This window comes from Halobacteriovoraceae bacterium (genome assembly GCA_020635115.1).
In the GTDB taxonomy this organism is placed as follows: Bacteria; Bdellovibrionota; Bacteriovoracia; order Bacteriovoracales; family Bacteriovoracaceae; genus JACKAK01.
On sequence record JACKAK010000003.1, the window covers coordinates 317,918 to 340,127 of the forward strand.

At 33.7% G+C, this 22,210-nt stretch carries 27 protein-coding genes; 12 read left to right on the forward strand and 15 right to left on the reverse strand.

All coding sequences use genetic code 11. The annotated features are described in order from the left end of the window. The 5 genes from H6622_05930 to rpsO form a co-directional block, all read right to left on the reverse strand. Positions 1-546, reverse strand: a complete 546-nt coding sequence (locus H6622_05930; GenBank protein MCB9061041.1) for a (2Fe-2S)-binding protein — start codon at positions 544-546, stop codon at positions 1-3. Between the two features lie 17 nt (positions 547-563). Beyond that, on the reverse strand, positions 564-845 hold the full coding sequence (locus H6622_05935) for a polyhydroxyalkanoic acid system family protein (protein MCB9061042.1): 282 nt from the start codon (positions 843-845) through the stop codon (positions 564-566). Positions 846-858: 13 nt separating this feature from the next. Continuing rightward, complete coding sequence (dut, locus tag H6622_05940; GenBank protein MCB9061043.1) at positions 859-1,320, reverse strand: dUTP diphosphatase; 462 nt, start codon at positions 1,318-1,320, stop codon at positions 859-861. A gap of 20 nt (positions 1,321-1,340) precedes the next feature. Beyond that, the gene (pnp, locus tag H6622_05945; protein ID MCB9061044.1) at positions 1,341-3,467 is read right to left on the reverse strand and encodes a polyribonucleotide nucleotidyltransferase; all 2,127 of its coding nucleotides are present in this window, start codon (positions 3,465-3,467) and stop codon (positions 1,341-1,343) included. A gap of 174 nt (positions 3,468-3,641) precedes the next feature. Next, positions 3,642-3,908, reverse strand: coding sequence for a 30S ribosomal protein S15 (gene rpsO / locus H6622_05950; GenBank protein MCB9061045.1), 267 nt, complete (start codon positions 3,906-3,908; stop codon positions 3,642-3,644). 164 nt (positions 3,909-4,072) lie between these two features. Between rpsO and H6622_05955 the strand changes: the two genes are divergently transcribed. After that, positions 4,073-5,629, forward strand: coding sequence for an FAD-dependent oxidoreductase (locus H6622_05955; protein MCB9061046.1), 1,557 nt, complete (start codon positions 4,073-4,075; stop codon positions 5,627-5,629). A 1-nt stretch (position 5,630) separates the two neighbouring features. Here the strand turns inward: H6622_05955 and H6622_05960 are convergent, their stop codons facing one another. After that, a complete protein-coding gene (locus tag H6622_05960; GenBank protein ID MCB9061047.1) occupies positions 5,631-6,371 on the reverse strand; it encodes an FKBP-type peptidyl-prolyl cis-trans isomerase in 741 nt (246 codons plus the stop codon). Positions 6,372-6,443: 72 nt separating this feature from the next. Then, positions 6,444-7,106: a ribonuclease HI gene (gene rnhA / locus H6622_05965; GenBank protein MCB9061048.1), complete on the reverse strand. Its 663-nt coding sequence runs from the start codon at positions 7,104-7,106 to the stop codon at positions 6,444-6,446. 169 nt (positions 7,107-7,275) lie between these two features. Here rnhA and H6622_05970 point away from each other — a divergent pair, with 169 nt between their 5' ends. Continuing rightward, the gene (locus H6622_05970; protein ID MCB9061049.1) at positions 7,276-7,776 is read left to right on the forward strand and encodes a 6-carboxytetrahydropterin synthase; all 501 of its coding nucleotides are present in this window, start codon (positions 7,276-7,278) and stop codon (positions 7,774-7,776) included. Then, entirely contained in the window at positions 7,776-8,462 is a 687-nt protein-coding gene (locus H6622_05975; GenBank protein ID MCB9061050.1) for a DUF2817 domain-containing protein, read from the forward strand. Before H6622_05970 ends, H6622_05975 begins: the two co-directional genes overlap by 1 nt. Here H6622_05975 and H6622_05980 read toward each other — a convergent pair whose 3' ends face one another. Continuing rightward, positions 8,463-8,891 (reverse strand): response regulator, encoded by a 429-nt coding sequence (locus H6622_05980; GenBank protein ID MCB9061051.1) that lies wholly within the window; start codon positions 8,889-8,891, stop codon positions 8,463-8,465. A 26-nt stretch (positions 8,892-8,917) separates the two neighbouring features. Beyond that, positions 8,918-9,343, reverse strand: a complete 426-nt coding sequence (locus tag H6622_05985) for a ferredoxin (protein ID MCB9061052.1) — start codon at positions 9,341-9,343, stop codon at positions 8,918-8,920. A 593-nt stretch (positions 9,344-9,936) separates the two neighbouring features. Between H6622_05985 and H6622_05990 the strand changes: the two genes are divergently transcribed. Then, positions 9,937-10,680, forward strand: a complete 744-nt coding sequence (locus H6622_05990) for a 1-acyl-sn-glycerol-3-phosphate acyltransferase (GenBank protein ID MCB9061053.1) — start codon at positions 9,937-9,939, stop codon at positions 10,678-10,680. On the opposite strand, the gene H6622_05995 is transcribed toward H6622_05990, so the two are convergent. Continuing rightward, positions 10,675-11,484: a hypothetical protein gene (locus tag H6622_05995; GenBank protein MCB9061054.1), complete on the reverse strand. Its 810-nt coding sequence runs from the start codon at positions 11,482-11,484 to the stop codon at positions 10,675-10,677. The genes H6622_05990 and H6622_05995 overlap by 6 nt on opposite strands. A 10-nt stretch (positions 11,485-11,494) precedes the next feature. Next, positions 11,495-12,073 (reverse strand): hypothetical protein, encoded by a 579-nt coding sequence (locus H6622_06000; protein ID MCB9061055.1) that lies wholly within the window; start codon positions 12,071-12,073, stop codon positions 11,495-11,497. Positions 12,074-12,133: 60 nt separating this feature from the next. Here H6622_06000 and H6622_06005 point away from each other — a divergent pair, with 60 nt between their 5' ends. Continuing rightward, entirely contained in the window at positions 12,134-12,994 is an 861-nt protein-coding gene (locus tag H6622_06005; GenBank protein ID MCB9061056.1) for a transglycosylase domain-containing protein, read from the forward strand. On the opposite strand, the gene H6622_06010 is transcribed toward H6622_06005, so the two are convergent. After that, complete coding sequence (locus H6622_06010; protein MCB9061057.1) at positions 12,984-14,288, reverse strand: hypothetical protein; 1,305 nt, start codon at positions 14,286-14,288, stop codon at positions 12,984-12,986. The two genes, H6622_06005 and H6622_06010, sit on opposite strands and share 11 nt — an antisense overlap. 50 nt (positions 14,289-14,338) lie before the next feature. On the opposite strand from H6622_06010, the gene H6622_06015 reads away from it, so the two are divergent. Further along, positions 14,339-15,043 (forward strand): hypothetical protein, encoded by a 705-nt coding sequence (locus H6622_06015; protein ID MCB9061058.1) that lies wholly within the window; start codon positions 14,339-14,341, stop codon positions 15,041-15,043. 6 nt (positions 15,044-15,049) lie between these two features. Here H6622_06015 and H6622_06020 read toward each other — a convergent pair whose 3' ends face one another. Together H6622_06020 and H6622_06025 are read right to left on the reverse strand one after the other, a co-directional pair. Next, on the reverse strand, positions 15,050-15,940 hold the full coding sequence (locus tag H6622_06020) for a hypothetical protein (protein ID MCB9061059.1): 891 nt from the start codon (positions 15,938-15,940) through the stop codon (positions 15,050-15,052). A 7-nt stretch (positions 15,941-15,947) separates the two neighbouring features. Then, positions 15,948-16,859, reverse strand: a complete 912-nt coding sequence (locus tag H6622_06025; protein ID MCB9061060.1) for a hypothetical protein — start codon at positions 16,857-16,859, stop codon at positions 15,948-15,950. A 210-nt stretch (positions 16,860-17,069) separates the two neighbouring features. On the opposite strand from H6622_06025, the gene H6622_06030 reads away from it, so the two are divergent. From H6622_06030 to H6622_06055, 6 genes are all read left to right on the forward strand, one after another. Next, positions 17,070-17,387: a hypothetical protein gene (locus H6622_06030; GenBank protein ID MCB9061061.1), complete on the forward strand. Its 318-nt coding sequence runs from the start codon at positions 17,070-17,072 to the stop codon at positions 17,385-17,387. Continuing rightward, on the forward strand, positions 17,384-17,686 hold the full coding sequence (locus H6622_06035; GenBank protein MCB9061062.1) for a hypothetical protein: 303 nt from the start codon (positions 17,384-17,386) through the stop codon (positions 17,684-17,686). Before H6622_06030 ends, H6622_06035 begins: the two co-directional genes overlap by 4 nt. Beyond that, positions 17,683-18,855, forward strand: coding sequence for a hypothetical protein (locus H6622_06040; GenBank protein MCB9061063.1), 1,173 nt, complete (start codon positions 17,683-17,685; stop codon positions 18,853-18,855). Before H6622_06035 ends, H6622_06040 begins: the two co-directional genes overlap by 4 nt. A gap of 12 nt (positions 18,856-18,867) precedes the next feature. Continuing rightward, the gene (locus H6622_06045) at positions 18,868-19,437 is read left to right on the forward strand and encodes an AAA family ATPase (protein MCB9061064.1); all 570 of its coding nucleotides are present in this window, start codon (positions 18,868-18,870) and stop codon (positions 19,435-19,437) included. Positions 19,438-19,754: 317 nt separating this feature from the next. Then, on the forward strand, positions 19,755-20,741 hold the full coding sequence (locus H6622_06050; protein MCB9061065.1) for a hypothetical protein: 987 nt from the start codon (positions 19,755-19,757) through the stop codon (positions 20,739-20,741). Continuing rightward, a complete protein-coding gene (locus H6622_06055; protein ID MCB9061066.1) occupies positions 20,732-21,034 on the forward strand; it encodes a hypothetical protein in 303 nt (100 codons plus the stop codon). The genes H6622_06050 and H6622_06055 overlap by 10 nt, the downstream gene beginning before the upstream one ends. Here the strand turns inward: H6622_06055 and H6622_06060 are convergent. Next, positions 21,031-22,173, reverse strand: coding sequence for an aminotransferase class V-fold PLP-dependent enzyme (locus H6622_06060; GenBank protein MCB9061067.1), 1,143 nt, complete (start codon positions 22,171-22,173; stop codon positions 21,031-21,033). The genes H6622_06055 and H6622_06060 overlap by 4 nt on opposite strands. Positions 22,174-22,210: the final 37 nt, after the last annotated feature.

Genomic DNA, 22,210 nt, shown 5'->3' on the forward strand with positions numbered 1-22,210 from the left:
TTAATCTTTATCTGGTCTTACCTTCATTCCCTTGGGACGACGATTTCCCCCCAACCTTTTTAATTTTGTTGGTTCTTTATCTTTTTCCCAATGTTTCTGCCAGGACTCTCTCATCTCTTTTTTTTCTTGGTAGTCTTTTTCTCTTTCTGACATTATTTCTTGAACTTCTTCTTGTTTACGTCTTTTTATATTAGAGTTATTTTTTAATCTAAACTGACTCTGTGTTTTATTTTTAAGTTTTACTTGATCAGAGACTTTATCATGTTTTGAAATGTCTATTTCTATATCTCCGTGACAAAATGTTTGGCACGCAAGTCTCTCTTTTGTGAGATGAAACACATTGCCTAATAATTGCGTTTCTTCAAACGTTGGAGTGGTGACTTCATCGGCCCCATTTAGTATTTTAATCACACAATCTGTACAAGAGGCGTGTCCACCACAACTAGACTTAACATATAAATCATTGCTTCTGAGTGCTGAAAGTAAATCAGTCTTCTCGTCAACGTCAATTATTTGGCCAGATGGCCTTATCGTTATTTTCGGCATTCAATAATCCACATTTATTACAATCTCTTAATCATCTCTTTTTCTATGACAGAAACTATTTTTTTTCGCAAGGGTTTTAATATAAAGGCCAAATCTAGTTTACCTTCTACACGGTCTTCAAAAAAATTTATAGTAAGTGTAAACCCTGTTCCACTTGCAATAATTTTGTCAGTTGGGCTGTAGTCAAACTCGGCATCAACTTGAAACTTCTTTAAATTTTCAGGAGTGATATAATTTTCAACAACTTTATACGCGTCGTCCTTTGTCATAACGTTATTATAGCTAACATTTATATCCATTTAAAATTCCTTTTTATTTGCAACCTGTATGGCCAAAGCCTCCCTCACCTCTTTTTGTTGAGGAAAGGGATGTTACGTTTAGAAAGCATGCCTGGATAACAGGGGCCAAGACTAATTGCGCGATTCTTTGCCCATGTTCTATTTCAATATCACTATTACCTAAATTACCCATGATAATTTTAACTTCACCTCTATAGTCACAATCTATCGTCCCGGGACTATTCACAACGAGAAGATCGCTTTTTAGAGACAGGCCTGATCGAGGACGTACTTGAATCTCAAAACCTTTAGGAATTTCAAAAGCAATTCCAGTTGGTATTAATGTTCTCTGTCCGCCCTTAATGATGATTTTTTCTTTCAGAGGTAGGCAGGCCTTAATGTCAGCACCTGCCGCTCCTTCAGACTCATATCGCGGAAGTCCTAAATCTTCATCAAAATGAGGAAGCTTTAAAACTTTTACAGTATGTGTTTCTATGATGTTCACTATAAATTACCTTAAGATTCTTTTTTCTTAAGTGGTTCTACAGCTTTTGCAGATAATTTAAGCCTTCCAAGTCTATCAATTTCGATAACTTTAACTTTTATTTTATCTCCAGCACTAACGTATTCTGACACATCATTTACTCTATCATCAGCAAGTTCTGAAATATGTACAAGTCCAGATACTCCTGGAGCAATATCAACAAACATTCCATAGTCTTTGAGTGAAACAACTTCTGCTTCATAGATAGAGTCAATTTTTGGCCCATTAATTTGAAGTTCAATGGTATCTAAACAAGCATGAATTTTCGCATTATCAGTACCAATAACTTTAACAACTCCCCCATCTCCGACTTCTATTGTTAATTGAAATTCTTCTTGAAGAGCCTTAATATTTTTACCACTTGGACCTATAAGCATTCCAATCTTATCTTCATCGATTTTAGTCTGCTCAATTCTTGGAACACCTTCTTTCATTTGCTCTCTTGGACTAGTGATTGTTTTGGCCATTTCTCCTAGTATGTGAAGTCTACCTTCTTTTGCTTGCGCAAGAGATTGTCTAATAATCTCTTTAGTAATACCTTCAATTTTAATATCCATCTGAATAGCTGTTATACCTTTTTCTGTTCCGGCCACTTTAAAGTCCATATCACCTAGATGATCTTCATCTCCTAAAATGTCTGTAAGAATTTTGAAATCAGAACCATCAGTGACTAATCCCATAGCGATTCCAGCAACAGGTGCTTTTATTGGAACACCTGCATCGAGTAGGGCCATTGCTCCAGCGCAAACAGAACCCATTGAACTAGAACCATTTGATTCTAATACTTCACAAACGACTCTTGCAGTATAACTAAATTCTTCGGCAGAAGGCATAAGGTTTTTAATTGCCCTTTCAGCTAAATTCCCATGGCCTAATTCTCTACGTCCTACTCCTCTGACTCCTCTGGCCTCACCTACTGAAAAGGGAGGAAAGTTATAATGGAGGTAAAAACGATCATAAGATTGTCCAACAATTCGATCTGACATCTGTTCACCTGTTGATCCACCAACAGTAACTGTTGATAAGACCTGAGTTTCACCTCTTGTAAAAAGTGCCGATCCATGGGGACGGACAAGAACATCCACTTCAGTTTCAATCGGTCTAACTTCTGTGAGACTTCTACCGCCAATTCTTTTGTTTTCTTTGAGAATATCAGTTCTGAGCATTTCATACAAAAGTTCATCTACAGCTTTAAAAGACTCTTTTCCAGCAGAATCGTTTTCTGTCAGGCCAAATGCTTCTGGATTTTCTTTGATTGCCACAGCGACCTTTTGTTCGATTGCTTTGATTGCATTTTGTCTTTCCAATTTATCCGTTATTGATAGAGCTGCTCTGGCCTCATTCGTAAAGTCAAATTTTACTTTGTCTTTTAATTTCCCGTTTGCTTCAGCTGAAACAAATTCTCTTTTAGGCCTGCCTACTTCTTTGACCATTTCTTCTACCATTTCACAGTAGAGTTTGATTTGATCGTGAGCAAACATAAGAGCATCGAGCATTTCATCTTCAGTTATCTGTTCAGATTCTCCTTCAACCATTAAAATCGCGTCTTTCGAAGCAGCAACAGAAATTTCCATGTCAGATTGCGCCCATTCAGAATATGAAGGATTTAATATAAGTTCACCATTAATTCTACCTACTTTACAAGAACCAATTGGCCCGTTAAAGGGTATATCTGAAATCGACAGTGCCGCAGAAGCTCCAAGCCCTGCTAGAACTTCTGGATCACCTTTTTCGTCATATGAAAGAACAGTACAAGAAATGACTGTATCAAACATGTATCCTGAGGGGAAAAGTGGTCTCAGCGGTCTATCAATTAGTCTTGCATTTAAAGTCTCTTGAGTGGAAGGTCTTCCTTCTCTTTTGAGAAATCCACCGAGAAATTTACCCGCGGCATAGAATTTTTCAGTGTATTCCACTAAAAGAGGAAAAAAATCTTGTCCATCTTTTACTTCTTTTGCTGAGCAGGCAGTCACTAATACTTGAGTTCCACCACAAGTTACCAGAGCTGATCCATCGGCCTGTTTTGCCATTCTTCCTGTTTCTACAGTTACTTCCTTGCCTGCATAGTCTAATTTAAAAACTTTTTTGTTTTCGTTCATTTAGTTTCCTTTTTTAAAAATATTAACACTAGGAAACGGAAGGTATTCAAAAGATATTTCAAAACATAGAAATTTTCATGCATTCAAATATCCCTTAAATGAACCTACCTTTTCCTCAAAAAATTTTAGTCCAAAAGCACAAAAAGAAAAGGGAGACTCTGTCTCCCTTCATTTTTATTTTCTTAGTCCGAGCTCTTGAATCAACTTCGCATATCTTTCATGCGAATCGTTTTGCACATATTTTAAAAGTGCTTTTCTACGTCCAATCATTTTCATCAAACCTCGGTTTGAGTGATAATCGTGTTTATTGTTTGAAAAATGCCCAGAAAGGTCATTTATTCTCGCAGTTAAAATCGCAACCTGAACCTCTGCTGATCCTGTGTCGGTGGCACTTTTCCCAAACTTTTGAGCAAGCTCGGCCTTTTGTTCTTTTGTAATCATAGTTGTCTCCAAACCCCAGCAACAAATACTTCTTTTGAAACCGAGCATAAGGTTAATAATAAGGGGCATATATACCTAGCTTTTGTCTCTATGTAAATGAGTTAAAATAATCAAAAGGATTAATAAAAGCGATATTTATGATTTTTTGTCTTAAGGAAAGTAATATGTCTGAAAGTGATCAAATTGAAAAAAAAAGGGTGCAAACTCATTTCTTCCCCAACACATTAGGGCTAAATGAGGTTGACAGGAAAATAATTTTTATTTCTAAAGAAAAAGAAATTATAGAGCTTCTTAAAGAAAACGGCAACGCATCATATTATCCAATCTCGACAGGCCATAATTGGGGTTATGGCTGTCTAACACCTACTCAAGATAATGCCATTATTTTAAATTTATCTCAAATGAATCAAATCAGTGATTTTGATGATGAATTAGGTACTCTTCGAGTTGGTCCTGGAGTTACTTACCAACAGCTTGCAGATTTTTTAAAAAACAATGGAGATCGATGGCTTTGTCCCATACATGGAGGAGGCCCAGAATGCAGCGTACTAGGAAACTCGATCGAAAGAGGATTTGGTATTACCCCATACACTGATCATTTTCATTCAGTTCAATCACTAAGAGCAATTTTGCCTAATGGAAAAATTTACGAGTCACCGTTGAGAAAAATGGGTTTTCCTAAATTGGCAGATACGTTCAGATGGGGGGTCGGGCCATATTTAGATGGAATATTTACTCAATCAAATTTTGGAGTCGTTACAGAAATCTCTCTTGCTCTGGCCGCGAAAGCTGAGCATACAGAAATGTTCTTTATACATATAAAAAATAATATTAGCATCCATGAAATCATAAACGTAGTAAAAATAATCTTTCACAAGTTTGAGGGAAATATTGGCGGTATCAACATCATGAATGATTATAGAATTTATTCCATGATGGCAGATAAACTATCAGGTGATGTAATAGAAAATTCAAGGCCTATTGATAGGAAAATTTTAGATAAGGCGAAAAAACTTTTTGGGATCACAGATTGGACAATTGTAGGAGCGGTTTATTCATCAAAAAATTGTGCGAGAGTAATATCTAAGGAAATAAAGAAAAATTTTAGACCAATTGCGAAACGTACTTTTTTCATTCATAGAAAGAAGTTAAAAATTATAAAAACGATTGCAGATCTAGGTATCAAATTTGGATTTACTCATTTAAAAGAAATCTATCACAAATTGGAAGCTGGAATGCAATTTACAGAAGGCACACCAAATAAGAATGCGCTTAGACTGGCCTACCTGCGAAATCTAAAACATTTTGAAAATGATGAGGATTTAGATCCAACAAAAGATAATTGTGGAATCATTTGGTATTCACCCCTTATTGAACTAAAGGGAAATAGGGCGCAAGAGTATGTTGAAATGGTTGAGCGAGTTGCAAAGAAATGTCAAAGTGATCCTCTCATTACTTTATCAGCATTAAATCCGAGACACATTGATAGTACAATTCCGATTCTTTTTAACAAAGAGAATCACAGTGATGTAAAAAAAGCGCATCACTTTTATAATTGCTTAATCACAGAAGGAGCAAAACAAGAATTCTTTCCATATCGATTTGGATTGAATTCTTTTAAGTATTTTTTCGAGCGTATAGAAGACAATCAATTGGCCAAAGAGATAAAAAAGGCGATTGATCCAGACAACCGCCTTTCTCCAGGAAGATATTTAAAATAATTTATTTTTTCTTAGGGGCCTCAATTTTCATTTCAGGAGCTTGTGTCTCTTTTGCATCACTGATTTTAATTAATTCAACTTCAAAGACTAAAGTAGAACCTGGAGGAATTTTTCCAACAGCTCTTTCATCTCCATATGCAAGTTCAGATGGTATAACAAGTTTAATAGATCCACCTTCACCAACTAGTTGTAGTCCTTCAGTCCATCCTTTAATGACTCTATTAAGAGGGAATTTGGCGGTCTTGCCTCTGTCTTTTGATGAATCAAAAACTGTTCCGTCTATAAGAGTTCCATGATAATGAACTTCAACTTCATCAGTGGCCATTGGTTTTTTTTCTGAACCAGGTACAGTCACTTTGTAAGCAAGACCAGATGCTGTTTTAGTTCCACCATTTTTAACAAAGTTTTCTAAATAGTCAGAACCTTTTTTCTTGATTTCCACTGATTCTTTTTTCATTTTTTCTTTATTTCTTTCCATTCTGTCTTGGAATAGCACCGGAACTTTGGCCTGAAATTCAGCAACTTCGACCTTAGGTTTATCACCTTTAGCGGCGTCTCTGACGCCCATTATTAAGGCACCAACTTCTTCATCACTTAAACCAAAAGAATTCATTCTCTCGCCGAACATTGTTCCGACAGTATAGATTGTTTTAAGATCGTCGTTTCCAAGTTTGACATCTTTTTGCGAGTTACAAGAAACAAGTGTAACTAAAGCAAGTAATGGTGCGATAATTTTTTTCACAATTCTATCCTTTTTTTTAAAAATATCATACAGGCATGATGGCCGTAGTTTTATTAATCGTAAATCTTTTTTTTAGAAACCAGCTTCATCTATGGCCTCGTTGGCCAGCTGATCGCAATATTCATTTTGCGGGTGGCCACTATGTCCTTTAACCCACTCAAATTTTATTAACTTATATTGTGAGACAAGATAATCGAATTCTTGCCACAACTCAAGATTCTCAGGGGCCTTATTATCAGCTTTTTTCCAACCTTTTTTCTTCCAATTAGATACCCACTTTGTAATTCCATCAACAACGTATTTTGAATCACTATAGAGGACAACTAATGGCATAGAATTTTCTTGGTTATCATCAATATATTCAGAGAGAGCTTTTATGGAGTTAATGGCCCCTGTGAGTTCCATTTGGTTGTTTGTTGTTCCCATTTCAAATCCAGATCCATGAAAAATAACTTCTCCTTTAGAATTTTGTCCAACCATTCCCCAAGCACCTGGCCCTGGATTTCCTCGACAAGCTCCATCTGAAAATAAGGCAAATCCTTGAGGATGAGAAGAAATTTCTAATGGAATTTCGAAATCATCCTTAGTTAAATAGGATTTAGCGGAGTCATCATCGAAATTTATGTTTTTTTCAAGTTTAAGAACTTTATCAATTGCACTTTCAGCTTCTTTGGAGTTAGAGCGTTTTTTGAGTTGAGTTAAAAACTTTTTGAAATATTTTTGTGTAATTTTCATAATTTCCAAAACGTTAAAATAAAGCGGGAATAATAGCCTTTCTCCATCCAAGAAACAATCACTTCTTAAAGATGCATGGCACCAAAGAAAGACTTTCCGAATTTATTATTTTAAGTTAAGATGCTGCCGCACAAATGCATGTGCATTGAGTTAACAAAGTATAAAATTCATGAGTACACCTTTTTCAATCAGTGTTTATAAACAGTATTTTAATTTCGCAAGTTCCCACTTTCTAATTTTTAAAGATGGAACACGTGAACCCTTACATGGACATAATTACCGTGTCGAATTTCGCGGCAATGCTCTCGAATTAGAAAGTGATATGGTTTTTGATTTTCTAGATATAAAACCAATTGTACGAGAAGTATGTGATTCATTGGACCACAAGCTTCTTCTACCGGGAGAAAATCCTCAAATCAATATTATTCAAGAGGATAGAACCTTAAGATTGGAATGCCCCGATGGAGATATCTTTCAATTTCCCACAAGCGATGTTTTAATATTACCTATAGAGAATACAAGTGCTGAAAGAATTGCGATTTATATTTGTCATGAGGTAAAAAAAATAGTGAAGGAAAGGTTTGAATTTGAATTTGAATCACTACAAATTGAAGTTGAAGAAACACCTGGCCAGTCGGCCATTTATTCTTATCAAAAAAGGATTCATTAATGGAGTTTATTGAATTACGACCTGGTGAAAGTGTTGAAGGGCAAGAGATCAAAGCATTTAGAACAGATAAAAAAGCAGATAAATACATTTATTTAATTGCAGGAACTCATGGTGACGAAGTAGAGGGTGTCTACGTACTAAGTAAACTTTTTGATTGGTTAAAAGAAGAAGATACAAAAATTCAATATGCACTTGTCGTGATTCCTGTACTCAATGTTGATGGATACCGAGCGGGAACAAGAGTCAATTCACATATGATAGATCTCAATCGAAATCTTCCTTCAAAACAATGGAGTGCTGATTATAAAGAAGATAAATATAATCCTGGAAAAAAACCATTGAGTGAACCTGAAAATATTTTTTTGGATAAAATCTTTGAGAAATTTCCACCAAAATTAATTATATCATTTCACTCATGGAAACCAGTTATAAATTTTGATGGAGAAATTGAGCATATTGCAAATTTCTTGGCCAAACATAATAACTATCCTATAGATAAACATCTTCATAATCATCCTACACCAGGTTCCTTGGGTCAGTATGCTCCTCAAAAATATCTTGCACCTGTATTGACTTTGGAATGTCCAACAATAGAAGAAGGTGCCAGTTTGCAGGAAATATGGCAGGAAAATGAACCTGGTCTCTTATCATTAATGGTTTCAAATTTAATGAATGAAAAGGCCTAATTAAGAGGGGGTTATTTTTTGAGCAAAGATTTTTTCCCAAGCTTCTAGTTCATATAAACAGTGTCTAATAGAATCTTGAATATCACTATCAGTAAAAGGTTTGACGATAAAAAAGCGCGCACCATCTAAATAGCAATTAGAGACAGTCGTAAATTTTGTGTCACCAGACATTACGACAACCTGTATACCTTTTTCAAGTTTATGACATTCTCTAATCAAGGAGTCACCAAATGAACCGCGCATATGAATATCTGTAAAGACAATATGTACAGTATGATCTTTTGCGTAGGCCAAAGCCTCTTTCGCAGTCTCCATAGGTATAATATTAATGAATTCTTCGTTAAATTTTTCACGGATTGAAATCTCAACAATCTCTCTTACACCTTCATTGTCATCTACTAATAAAAGCTGAAATGGTCTTCTAATCATCCCCAACCTCTTGTTGTTTTATTAGGCTATGCTTTATTATACTTGATAACTTCAACAGGGCAAGCTTCTGCTGCTTCTTGAATTTTTAATCCATTGTCTAGTGGTGCATCTGGTCGAATAACACATGTGTCTGACTTTACTTCAAATACTTCGGGATAAATTCCTTCACAGGCATCACATACAATACATCCCTCATTTATCCAAACTTTGGAGACAAGAAAGTTTTCTACCGTGGTCTGTCCATCTCCGCCTGCTGAAGAAAAATCTCCTGCAAATTCAGGATTGGAGGCAATCTTAAGGGCCTTATTAGAGGTTGCAAAATTCTCAGCAATGAAAGATCTTTTTGGAATTTCAAAGTAGGGCCTACTAGATTTTATTTCGTTTTGTGCATTAAAGGATTCTGCAGTTTCCCTGGCCTTTGCTAAATTTTCTCTAAATTTTGGCCATGGCATCTCAAACTGATGCGAAACGCCATTTTTCTTTGATCCAACTTCAATTACAACTCTGGCCTGTTCAATTCCATGTGCCTTCAGTAGTGTTTCCATACCAGGGCCCATGTTTAAGTCTTCAGCAAAAGTATTTGTTTTTCCTGGAAAAATCGAAGTCACTTCGACCTGTTGGGGTTTCCCAAACGGATTGTAAAGTTTTACCTTTATATAATCTATGCTGGCCGGCTCCTTAGCAGAGTTCCATTTCAAAGCAAATGCCAATCCATTGGGACCTTTTTGAGATTTTAAAAACAAAAATTTTGGTTTTCCAAATAAAAACTCTATTGCTCCAATAGTTAAACTTAAACCGGCCATTGAAATAACTAATCCAATAGCAACAACGAGGGCAACACCCATGGCAATTGCAGATGTGTTCACTTGGGTCTCCTTCTAAAGATTTGACTTTCCATTATTTTCAGGAATTATAAGACCTTTTAGAGGATTTTGCCAGCGGAATTGCTGACAACATAGGTCTTTTTTAAAAGTCCTATAAAATTGGGAATGTCAAAATGCACAATAGGGCCAGTAAATTTATCACTTTGATTTGGGGTTACCCCATGGTTATACTATCTACTTTTTTAGTCTATATACCTGGTTTAATTCTTTATCCTTTTTCTAAGCATATTCGAAAAATTGGAATCTTCTATATATGGAAACTTATGTCCTTTTTGTATCTGAGAGTTTTTCTTTTGTCGAAGATTACAAAAATCAACAATCTCAATAATAAAAAATTACCAGAGGGCGGAATATTGTTTATTGCAAATCACAATAGTTTTGCTGATGTTCCGTTGATTGCCTCTTGTTTTAGAATCTCTCCGCTAATGAAAAAAGAAGTTTTAAAAATACCAGGAATTTCATTATTGGCCAAATATGCTCAGGCCATTACTGTGGGAAGAAATGATAGTTCTAGTCGTGCAACGGCGCTTAAAGAATGTGTTAAACGATTGAAAAATTCTGAGGCCATACAATATTACCCAGAGGGAACAAGATCTAAGTCAGGTTCTCCGAAAAATTTTGAAGATATTCATAGAAAATTAATTGATATGGCCTTTGAACTTAAAGTTCACGTTGTTCCCCTTTCCCTCTATGGTACTCAAAATGTATGTACGCCAAAATATGAACTCAATTCATTTAATAAAATAGGTATTGAAATTGGAGCTGCGATCAATCCAAGAGACTATTCCAACAAAGATAAATTTGTAAAGGACTGTTGGGAACAAGTTCTTATTGGATACGAAAACATAAAGGCCCATGTTGAGGGTAATACACAGAAGAGTAAAAATTTTAACTTGGCCTTATAATGCTTTTTCTCTTAGAGATTCTTCAGATATTTTTGCAGCAAAATTCAGGGCATCTTCAGAGGATAGCTTTAGTCCGTTTTCATCAACAGCAAAGCGGTAAGCCTTTTTAAAATTTTCGGCCGATTTTGGCCCATATTTTAAAATCTTCTGAGAAACATTTAAAGCTTGAGCATTTGAGAGTTTTGGCCCTTTTTCAGTTAGAAATTCTTGAAATCGTTCAAAACTTTCAGTAAGTTGCTCATCATGAATAGCTGAAGACTTTACAATGTCTTGAGCGATCATTGAACATTGAGACTTACTAAGTTTGGCCTCAAAAATGCAATATTTAGTAATTTCGGAAAAATCTCTTTTTACAACTTTAGGATTTCCCTCAAAGTTAATGCTTAAGTCTCTGGCCAGTTGAATAGAATTAAAAATATTAAGATCTAAATATTTTGAAAGAAAGGCAAGCTTAAACACTTCAATAAATGCTTCTGTTTGATCATTGTTTCCCTGAACAAATTCAAGTCCAACTTTCACTGCACTTGCACTATCAAGTTGAGCACGTATGAGATTGTCAACGACAATGATAAATCTTTTTGCAGCTCCAGAACAACCTTTCGTAACTTGGTCTGAAATAGACATGAGCTCTTTTTTTTGAAGACCAAATTCTTTATGTTCTTGTAAATAAGAAAAGACAGCGACATATTCATTAGAAGCATCACAATATTCATATTTTTTTTTGGTCGTTGTTTGTTCTTTCTCCACTGCGAAGGAGTTAAATGTAAAACTGTAAAAGATAAAGATAAGAGTTATATTCTTCATTTAAACTCCTCTATTTTGCTTTAAAATATAGTCCATCTTCAACAAACCATGTTCTAAATTTAATTTCGTAATCAGTTAATGTTTCATCGGGTACAGCTGAGATATCTATCGATTTAGATTCGAAATCCTCTTGATTAAGAATGAGTTCGAAAGTCTCAATTTGGTCACCTTTCAATTTGTTTGCATCAGTAAAATCAAGTCTAAATTTCGTACTGGCCTTTCTTGTGAAATATTCTCTTTTAACACAATCTTTCACTGTTTCCCAAAAACCAGGAATCATTCTGTCGTAACAAACAACTCTGCCATCAGGCCCTGTTGCATGACAGACTCGCTCGTATCTGGGAGGTATCCAGATTCTTCTTTCTTCCCATTGTGTACACTCTAGTCTTCTAAATTTATAGAAAAAACCCATATCAATTTTCTTAGGTGAATTAACATCTCTTACTAGTGTAATTCTTTCAAATACACCTTCGCCTTCTTCTTGTTTAACATTCTCTAATAAGTATTTTCTTTTATCTAGATGAATTTCTCTATCGTTCGCAAAAGAAACAAGTGGCATTAGTAGAATCATAATCCATACATTCTTCATTAACTCTTCCTTGATAAGTTTCTCTTCTCAAGTATGACAGACAAATTCCGAAAAGTAAGTATGAAATTATTCCGATCATTAAGCTCTGGTATAATTATAGAGAAGCTTAAAAAGTATTTTCAATCATTTAAGGAAATTATATTTTCCCCATTTAGATTAATCAAATCTATCATTTTTGTTCTTGGTTCAATCACATTGGCCCTTTTAGTACTTTTTGGACTTGTTAGCTATTTATTTTTTACAAGTTTACCAGATGCAAGGGAATATAATTTTAATTCTCTTAAAAAAGAAGTTATTAAGAATAATCTATCAAAAAGTAATTCAAAATACAGATGGATATCTCTTGATAAAATAAATCGGGATTTAATATATGCAATTGTTTTTAGTGAAGATACAACATTTTTTGAACACCAGGGGATTAATTATCAAGCAATTATAGATTCTTTTGCAAAAAACTTAAAAGATGGGGCCTACACTCGTGGGGCCAGTACTATTAGTCAGCAAGTTGCTAAAAATATTTTTTTAACGCAAGAAAAAACTATTAATCGAAAGTTAAAAGAGATATTTATTACCAAAGATTTAGAAAAGAATTTAACGAAAAACCAAATTTTAGAGTTGTATTTAAACCTTGCTGAATTTGGTCCTGAAATTTATGGTGTGTATAGTGCAGGACGTGTTTATTTTGATAAAAACCCAAGTCAAATTAATGCAGTTGAAGGGGCCTTCTTAGCGATTTTTCTACCTTCACCTAAAAAATTTTACTACTCAATTGTACAAAATAAATTCATCACAAAAAAACAAATCCGAAAAATTCAAAACGTCATAAAAACCTTTCGCTATAAGGAAATGATTGGGCCTGATAAATATAAAGAATATATGAGTTTGAAAGGAATTGACCGCTATCTTTCAGCTAATCAATAACTTTTCTCTTGGTTGTGTTATCAATATTTTTTTTACTTTCTTTTGCTTTTTTAAGGTAGTAATCAATCATTTCATCTTTAGATTTAAAATCTGTATCGGTCATAATTTCATCTCGTTTTACTTTCTCAATTTCTTCTTCGAGTTCTTTTTGACTCATTCGTTTTACTTTTTCCATGGGCGTTTCTTTTGTTTCATCATATGAAAAATCACTGCCATAGCGATTGATACCAAATTCAACAAGTTTTGCTAATTGTAACTGGTTTCCATATCCTCTTCTTAGGTAATTTATAATTTCTTTAAAGTATCGAACGTCATCAAGTTTATGAGACCAACTCGCCAAGAGTAAAGTCATACCTCTTTGACCAATTTGATCTTTGTATTTAATTGTCTTAAATTGTGAATAATATTCTATAGAGTCATCTTCGTTTGAAATCTTTAATTTCAAGGATTGTAAAAATCTATCTCTAAAATATATAGAGTGATTATTGTATTTACGAGTTTTTATTTCAATAGGATAAACGGTTTGATTATCCTTAATATAGACTAACTCAATGATATTGTTTTCAGTTGATCTAGTACTTTTAACATGACCTAACTGCATTTCGTGCCCATAAGTTATTTGTTCAACATCAGATTTTAAAAGTTGATTTCTAAAATATAGTACATACAAATTATAAACAAGATCATCTAAAGTATACTTATTTTTTTCAACTTCACTTGTGGGGAGTTTAAGGTCTTTTGAAAAAATATCAATCCAAAGCTGTTCTGAATTTATTTTTTCGAGATTTGTTCGAAAAATGGGAATTTCAAAAAGCGGTTGTAGGTTTACAGAAAAAGGCAAAGATTGTGGAGGGAGAAAACTAATTGAAAAATCAACTTTTTTATCAAATCCATAAAATTCTAACGTAAGGATTGTGAACTTCTTTTCATTTATATAACTTAAATTTGGTAGTAATTTATAGTAGGGATGCTCTATTGGTATATCGAATTGGAAATTTCCGATATGCAAATTGGCCCAAAATTTTTCTGGCTCTCCATATGTACGATCATCATGTAAAACTTGTAGTTTTGAAGTTTCAAGTGGAGTGTGTTTATCAATATCTATTTTATATAAATTTCTAAACTCTCCGGTTACTAATATAGAGTTATAAGTTTTTTGAGGCAAATACTTCAATATTGAGTAAATCGAATACACGACTATTAAACTCAAGCTCCAAATCAAAAATCGCTTACTTTTATTTCCCATATATCCATTGTAATGGATAATTTTTCCAGTGCAAAATATTCTACTCATTTTCTTATACTGTTAATAATAAATGGCGATAATTAATTCAAGAGGTGTCTATGAAACAAATCTTTATAATATTTCTCATTTTTATCGTCTCTTGCGAGGCCCCAAGACAAAGAAGAACTAACTATAGTCCAACAACAAACTCACTTTCTGGAACAGTATATGATCCAAATCGAACGAACACTAATAATGGAAATACGACTTCCACAACAACAGTAGATAATACTACAACTAGTGATACATCAACTGGCCAAACGAATACTGAAATTTCACATTGCAATTTTGCAGATTCAGCGTCTGGTAGTTTCATATATAATTCTGGCCAGTTCGGGCCATATAATATTTGCCAATCAAGCACAGATCCGGCAACAATTTATTTACAATTCAAAAATCAATTTAATGCAAGAGTTGCTTTTGTTCCCCTTAGAGCGACAAGCTCTGATTCAATGTTTTTAGGCGAGCCAATGTATGTTGATCATGTGAAAGGAGCGCCTAGCATTAATAAAATAACAATCATGACTAGCTCGACACGAATTACCGGAAGAGAGAGTTACTCAATGAATGGACTTATGATGATGAGAGATGATCAACAATATTATTATTCAAGTCCCTACCCAAATTATCGCTATTATCCTGTCTATGCGTATTTTTTATGTATGTGTTGGAAAGAAGGAAATACTCAAACTTGTCCTTACAGTGATTTGAGATATTGTTCTTCTTTTTCACAAGCAGGAACTTATGACTACATTACATTTTAATAGTAATTAATTTTCTACTCTTTCAGTGAGTTTCTCTCCTTTTCTAAAAATTGAAAGGACTGATTTTGAAGTTGTTGGAAATGAATAAATGGGTATTACAGTTTCTTCCTGCTGGGTTTCATTTATTTCATGGAGTAAACAAATTGATATATAATAAAAACTTTGGGACCCGAATTGATGTGCCTTAATATACACATAATTGCTATCCATATCTAAATCTTCTCGCCTATAAATTTCATCAGGGGTTTCAAGTGTTATGCCCATATATTGCTCATACTGTCCATGCTCATGAAATGGGATATCATCTTCTCCCTGCACTTCTAAAATTTTAGCTAGAATATCAGATTTTTTTCTCTCAAGAGACTCAAAGAAATCAGCATCTACTTTATCATCAGTGCCACTGGCCTCTTGCGGATCAACGAAATTATCAATTGGAATAATTTCTCCAACTTGAAAATACTTTAATAATTTTTGTGATTGTGTAGTTGTTGTAAAGAGAACTTTACCTGGTCGTCCATCAATAAGGGTCGCAATTGAAATAAAATAAACCTGATCATATGGCCCTATTTCATCAGTTTTATTCAAAATGAAAATAAATTGCTCTTCACCTAAATCATTTGTTATTTTTCTAAGTTCAGTTGGATTGTTTAGATTTTCGTTGAGATAATCTTCGGTTGACGCTAACTCCAAACACTCTTCATTTTCAAGACTAAGTTCTTCTCGTAATTGTTCTTCACTCTCACGATAAAAGTTTTCGATATTGAGATAAAAGAGATCTAAACAACCTTTTGAACAAAATCCTCTCGTATTTGAATCATCAAGAATATAAACGTCATCAATTTCTTCGATTATTTTTTTACACTCTGAACATATATAAACGACTTCATTGAAGCACATATTATTCCTATATTGAGATATTCAAACCAGTGGAAATTGTATTACCATAAACAGCATCTAAATTCCATAGCCTAGCATTGCGCAAAGTATCACTTACGCTTACATTTGTAGTATTGAATTTGGCGCCTAATTCAAATTTGATAATAGGTGAAATTCCAAGAGACAATAAAGTTTCAAGAACTCCGTAATTTAGTTTCTCCTTTAAGACCTTAGGCATTTTACTAGATTCCTTGTTATCAACTCGAATATTTGAAGCTTGAATCATTATTTGAATATCATTAGAAACTACCCAACCTAAAGCTGCTGATATTTTTTGAATATTTCCGATGTGGGTTTCGACCTCATTTTCAGGAGTTCCTGTTAATGTAAGGCCATAGTTTACTCCAAAAGCAATTGAATAAAATCTTTTGATCGTTTCTATTCCAAGAGTTGTATCACTTCTACTTGAGGCAAATGGATTATTGTTTTCATTTCGAGAAAAGGTAAACTGTCCAAAAATATCAAATTGAGCACTATCTTGTCCTCCACCCAAAGTGAACCAGTTCAAGTTCATTTTTACATAAGGATTTCCTTGGTAAAACGAACCATCTGCTGAAATGTCTTCACTACCTGTTTGGGCCATCCAATGTCCAAAATCGAGCGAGATTTTATAGGGTGTTTCAAAATGGCCACTAAAATTTAATTTCTTAGCTCTAAAGTTTACATCCCCTTTTGAATCAATTGCTTCAAAACTCGTATTTAAGACAAACATACCACTAGGTGTATAATTTGCACTGGCAGTATTTGTATTTTCAGAATATTGTTTTGGTGCAAATTTTCGATTGTCACTTTTTCTTGAAGGCATAGGGCCTGACGGTGAGTAGTCGACGAGAGCAAGGGCCGATTGAATAATTAAAGAAAAGAGAAGAATAAATTTCATAAAACATCCTTGTTGGCCAGTTAGGAATCCATCCCTCTTATATTCTATGACATTTTAAAATTCTTCTCAATCAACTTTTTAAACCTATATAAAGTTAACAAATATTTACCTCTTTGAAATCAATAAGTATCCTAAAGTACGTACTTTGGAAAAAGCTACCCCCTTTAGGTCCCTTAGGTTTGTATTAAGATTGATCTGTAGGAGGTTGTTTTGCAAGACAATGTACAAAAAACAATACAAAGAACAACGCTTAAATCTTTAATTGAGTTGGGTTCAAATGGTCATTTTCCACTTTTTATGACAGATTGGTTAAAAGAGTATTTCAATTCCGACCTCAATACTCCTGCAAGTAAAATTCAAAATAGAAAAATCAAGGAATTATTTCGTACATTAGAAAGATATGAAACTCTCGAGAGAAAAAGAATTTTCATGCTGTCTCTAGAATGTGAAGACCGATTTCTCTTAATAAGAGAGTTTTTTAGTCAGGTTGAGGACTATATTCTAAACAAAAGTCCGGAATTGCAGTGAAACTGCTTTTTCCTCTATGTGTATTTTTAAGCTTTTCTCTTCAGGCCGAATATAGAGTTTACCAATATAGCGTAAAGCTTAGAACCTCACCGCCAAATGATCCTATTAGCTATAAAAAAATTTCAACTCTAGACCCTGTTAGCTTTATTGCCTACAATGGAGGTAGGAGTTCAGTCAAAATTGATCTTTTGAGAACTTGGATGTGCTTTGGAAATACTGGAAATAAAAAGAAAATTTGCCCTCCTCCTGCAAGCGAACTCATAAATGAACTTGCCTCTAAAACGCAGGATTTAAAATGAAAATTAATAGCTCAAAAGATTCTCAGGCCCAAATCAACGAACTTAATAAGCAACACAATAAACGCATTCAGCAAATGAACAAGGAACTAACCAACATTGATAAAGAATTTAATCAAAGGAAAAAAATTCTTAAAGAGGAAGGAGACCAAGAGTTAGCACTACAAAAAACTGAGAATAAGTATAAATTACAAAAAGATATCCAAGAAAATGAACAAAAATTAATTGAGCAATATGGAAAACTTGAAAAAACTCAACAACAGATGGCAAAAGAAATTTCTCAGCTTAATGATCACCATAAGGATTCCATTCGTGAATTAAATATGATTAACCAAGAACAATTTGAAGAAAATTATCTTAAAAACGCTGAAACAAAAGAAAAGTTGCATGATCAAACTGTTCAATTTACTAAAGATCTTGAAGATAAAACAAATAGTGAAGTTAAATTAAAAGATATTCAGGCCGGACAACGAATAAAGGGATTAGATCAATTTAATGCTGATAGATATAATACGAATGAAAAGCTTTATGAAAATGAATTTAAAAAAGCAAAAAACCGGAACGAAAGAAGCTTGCAACAGCAAGAAAAAGATTTTCAATTTAACTATAAACAGCTTGGGTATAAACAAGATCAAACATTAAAAGAAATAGATCAAACCCAAAAATTACAGTTAGACAATAAACAAAAGCACTATCAGGATATTCTTAAACAAAAAGATCAATCCTTTAAAGAAAAGTATAAAAACATGGTAGAACTACACAATGGAATTATTGAAAGAACCCAAAGTAGATTTCAAAATGAAATTGACAATATAGTTAAAACGCATGCAGACAATAAGAAAACCATACTTGATAAAATGGAAGATGATTTTTATCACGTACGAATGATTGACCCAACGATTGAAGAAAATGAAAAATTTTATGAGATATCTTTAAAAGTCCCGCCACATGAAAAAGAGACGGTTCAAATAGCGGCAAACAAAAGAAATATTAAACTTACTTTGTCACGTCGTTTTTCTGACCAAATTGATAATATAGATGGGACACATGCCCAATCCAGGAAATCAGAACTATTAAGCCAAACCATTAATGTTAATGAATTAGTTGATCCTTCAAAAGTAACTCAAAAATATGAGGAAGGTGTGTTAAAATTCAAAGTCATGAAACTTTAATGGAGCATTAAAATGAAAAAAATTGTACTTACTGGAGGCCCTGGGGGCGGAAAAACCACTGCTCTCGATCTCTTTTCAAGAGAATTTCAAGGTCAAGTCGCAGTTGTTCCCGAAGCAGCAACAATGATGTTTTCTGGCGGCGTATCAAGATTGCAAGCGAAACATTATCCAAATGAAACACAGGTCGCCATATACAGACTCCAACGAAATTTGGAAGACCTTATCCGCAAAATGTGTCCGAACAAGACCCTCTTGTGTGATCGTGGTGGACTCGACGGTATTGCATACTGGAGTGATTCTCAAGATACTTTTTTAAATGGTATTAAGTCCACTATAGAAAAAGAAATTGCACGTTACGATGCTGTAATCTTTTTTGAAACTGCAGCTCGTGTTGGAGGAAATATTCAAACTAATAATCCGATTCGAGACGAAAATAATGAGAAGGCCATCGAAATAGATTATAAGTTACAAGAGGTATGGTCACAACACCCACATTTTATTCTAGTCAAAAGTAGATCCTCTTTTTTGGCCAAAGTGAGTGAGGGACTAGGAGTTATTAAGAAAGTCATGGATACTAAATAATGGCCCTGACCTATACATATAGCGATTGAACTGTTGAAAGGGTTTGTGCAGGTAAAATTCGATTCCGAACTTTAAAGGTGTTGGCCGGTGAGAGTGAGAACACATTTATGTATTAAACGGTCAGGGTATTTATTTATACTGGCCAACCATATGCCAACCATGTGCTAATTCAATGCCAAATTACTTTACATATTTACTATGACTTAACGTATTGCTAGAGATACTGGTGTCAAATAGCACCATTAAAAAAGTATCTAAACTTCACCACAAAACAAAAAGTACTTTAAAATGTATATTATTAAAGGCAATATCGAAGTATGAGAATCTTCTTCTGGCTAAGTTATTCATTCACAGTGTTCAGTTTAAAAGCAGTACCTATTGAAACTCAAAGTGATGTACTTATTCACAATATAACTCACAGGGTAAATGTTCGTAAAATTGCACTTGTCTTATTTGATGAACTCCTAAAGTACCCTGAGGGCCATTCTTTTCTCATTGAAAAATATCAATTGAAACATTTAACTAAAACTCAAATTTCTAGACTTAGACAGAGGGTAGATCAAATCGTTTCTCTTCATGATATAGAAAAAGTTCAAAGAGAAAACGTGGCCGGTATATATAGTAATTGGGGAAAGCAGGCCAGTTCTGATTTTAAAGAAAAGCTCAATAATCATGGTAATCATATCATTTCAAAAAAACTTTCAAAAATTTCACCGACGAAACAAGAACTAAAGCTGAGTCAAATGTTAGAAACATTTGCTGATCAAATAGATAGATATAAAAATCCAATTTCACCTTTTGAGTTTGGAAGAAAAATGTCCCATCCTGTTCAGTATGCACAAGAAACAAATGCTACAGATGAAATTTCACAATTACTCCGACATAAACAAGGACGAGAACTATTAGAATTTGGGATTAAAAGTTATGAAAAAACTGCGAAAGTTTTTAATAAACAAAAAGAGCTCATCTCACAGAAACTCAACCATCTCAATTACTTAGGGATTGATCAACGCACTCTTGATCCTATTGAATCTATTAAATTTGCCTATGCAATTGCTGATTATAATAAAAACTTACTAATTCAAATTTTTGATCATGCTCATACTGAGTTTTTTGAAGCAGCAAAACATTCTAAAGAAGGACAGATGGTCTACTACCACACCCTCTATAAATATAAACTCTATTTGGCAAAACAGGCCAATTCTTCACTTCGAAATAAATTCAAGCGTTTTTTAAGTAACACTTCGAAAGGTTATTTTAAGCTGTTTAGAGAAATAGAATTAATGGAAATTTCATGTATCTAATAAAAATTCTTCTTTCAATATTGATTCTAGGTGAAGTCAAGGCCATTGATTCATATTGCAAACATGGAGTTAGTCACCTTGTTTCTACTGAATACCATTTAATTATTGATGAGCTCAAATCTGGTTATAAAAGGATGACCAAGGAACAATTCACAGAAAAAATTCTTAAAGTTATTGATTTAAATGAGATAGAACTCCAAGAAGCGATTACAAAAATGACTAAGAGTAATCCTAGATTTTCTCTCTATGAAATTAGATATGCTTTGATACTCAAATCTTCTTACTGCTACTAAAATCTTGAAAGGACATTTTCAATTTTTTCAAAAATAATTTCAATCTCATTTTCATCAATTATCGGTGAAAATGAAATCCTTATAACCTTTTTTGCATCTTCTTCACTCAATCCATAGGCCAAAGCAACACTGGATGGTTTTATAGAACCAGAAGAACAAGCTGATCCAGTACCAACTTCTATACCTTCTAAGTCCAATGCTGTTAACACAACATCTGAGCGCTCCTTTAGAAATTCAAAAAAAACTGTATTGGAGTTTTGATATTTTGATTGATTCCCTAATATATTAATTTCATCTTTGAAGCGTGAATTTAGTTTATTCAAAAACTTTTGTTTTAAATCAAACTGCTTATTAAAAGAATATATTTTACAAATCTCTTCTAAGGCCAACTGTAAAGATTTTATACCTAGAGTATTTTCCGTTCCGCCTCTTCTTCCCTCTTGGTGTGTTCCACCATTTATGAGTGATTCAAAAGGGGCCAAAGTGTTGACAAAACTCAACCCTACACCTTTTAAAGCACCAATTTTGTGGCCAGAAAAAGTATAATAGTGAAGCTTTGAATTAAGTTTGTTCCAATCTTCTATTTTCCCAATTGCTTGGGCCCCATCAACATGTACAAAGCAATTAGTTTCATCAACGATCTTCTGTGCATCATCCAATGTCCATACAACACCAGATTCATTATTAACCCATGTATAGTTTAACAGAGTATAAGTGGTCTTAAGATTTTTAATTGAATCTACTGTGTGCTGAATATCAAAGTCGCCATTTGGCAATGGACATAGTTCAAGAACCTTGCAGCCAAGTTTTTCAAAAAAAGTTTTCTGTGATCTTACTGCTGAGTGATCACTACTAAAATAAACAAAAGAAATTTCATTAAAATATTTTAAAGCTAGACCTTTACAAATAGTATTTATACCTTCAGTTGCTCCTGAATGAAAAAATAGATGAAAATGTTCATTTTGTTTGAAGCACTTTTTTATAGCTTCTTGAGATAGTAACATTGACCTACGAGATGATTTCCCATCCCTATGAAGGGAAGAAGCATTTGCAAATGGAAATTCGTCTTTCTTTAAAAGTTCTTTTACGGAACTTACTAATGGTGCGGTCGCATTGTAATCTAAATAGTATGTCTTCATCATGTCCGCAAAATTATCAAAAAAATTAAGAAAAAAC

Excerpts from the sequence above, each read along its gene's own strand:
- H6622_05930 (MCB9061041.1), bottom strand. The coding sequence starts at position 546 with ATGCCGAAAATAACGATAAGGCCATCTGGCCAAATAATTGACGTTGAC.
- H6622_05935 (MCB9061042.1), bottom strand. The coding sequence starts at position 845 with ATGGATATAAATGTTAGCTATAATAACGTTATGACAAAGGACGACGCG.
- pnp (MCB9061044.1), bottom strand. The coding sequence starts at position 3,467 with ATGAACGAAAACAAAAAAGTTTTTAAATTAGACTATGCAGGCAAGGAA.
- rpsO (MCB9061045.1), bottom strand. The coding sequence starts at position 3,908 with ATGATTACAAAAGAACAAAAGGCCGAGCTTGCTCAAAAGTTTGGGAAA.
- H6622_05955 (MCB9061046.1), top strand. The coding sequence starts at position 4,073 with ATGTCTGAAAGTGATCAAATTGAAAAAAAAAGGGTGCAAACTCATTTC.
- rnhA (MCB9061048.1), bottom strand. The coding sequence starts at position 7,106 with ATGAAAATTACACAAAAATATTTCAAAAAGTTTTTAACTCAACTCAAA.
- H6622_05970 (MCB9061049.1), top strand. The coding sequence starts at position 7,276 with ATGAGTACACCTTTTTCAATCAGTGTTTATAAACAGTATTTTAATTTC.
- H6622_05975 (MCB9061050.1), top strand. The coding sequence starts at position 7,776 with ATGGAGTTTATTGAATTACGACCTGGTGAAAGTGTTGAAGGGCAAGAG.
- H6622_05980 (MCB9061051.1), bottom strand. The coding sequence starts at position 8,891 with ATGATTAGAAGACCATTTCAGCTTTTATTAGTAGATGACAATGAAGGT.
- H6622_05985 (MCB9061052.1), bottom strand. The coding sequence starts at position 9,343 with ATGCCATGGCCAAAATTTAGAGAAAATTTAGCAAAGGCCAGGGAAACT.
- H6622_05990 (MCB9061053.1), top strand. The coding sequence starts at position 9,937 with ATGGTTATACTATCTACTTTTTTAGTCTATATACCTGGTTTAATTCTT.
- H6622_05995 (MCB9061054.1), bottom strand. The coding sequence starts at position 11,484 with ATGAAGAATATAACTCTTATCTTTATCTTTTACAGTTTTACATTTAAC.
- H6622_06000 (MCB9061055.1), bottom strand. The coding sequence starts at position 12,073 with ATGAAGAATGTATGGATTATGATTCTACTAATGCCACTTGTTTCTTTT.
- H6622_06005 (MCB9061056.1), top strand. The coding sequence starts at position 12,134 with ATGAAATTATTCCGATCATTAAGCTCTGGTATAATTATAGAGAAGCTT.
- H6622_06010 (MCB9061057.1), bottom strand. The coding sequence starts at position 14,288 with ATGAGTAGAATATTTTGCACTGGAAAAATTATCCATTACAATGGATAT.
- H6622_06015 (MCB9061058.1), top strand. The coding sequence starts at position 14,339 with ATGAAACAAATCTTTATAATATTTCTCATTTTTATCGTCTCTTGCGAG.
- H6622_06020 (MCB9061059.1), bottom strand. The coding sequence starts at position 15,940 with ATGTGCTTCAATGAAGTCGTTTATATATGTTCAGAGTGTAAAAAAATA.
- H6622_06025 (MCB9061060.1), bottom strand. The coding sequence starts at position 16,859 with ATGAAATTTATTCTTCTCTTTTCTTTAATTATTCAATCGGCCCTTGCT.
- H6622_06040 (MCB9061063.1), top strand. The coding sequence starts at position 17,683 with ATGAAAATTAATAGCTCAAAAGATTCTCAGGCCCAAATCAACGAACTT.
- H6622_06045 (MCB9061064.1), top strand. The coding sequence starts at position 18,868 with ATGAAAAAAATTGTACTTACTGGAGGCCCTGGGGGCGGAAAAACCACT.
- H6622_06050 (MCB9061065.1), top strand. The coding sequence starts at position 19,755 with ATGAGAATCTTCTTCTGGCTAAGTTATTCATTCACAGTGTTCAGTTTA.
- H6622_06055 (MCB9061066.1), top strand. The coding sequence starts at position 20,732 with ATGTATCTAATAAAAATTCTTCTTTCAATATTGATTCTAGGTGAAGTC.
- H6622_06060 (MCB9061067.1), bottom strand. The coding sequence starts at position 22,173 with ATGAAGACATACTATTTAGATTACAATGCGACCGCACCATTAGTAAGT.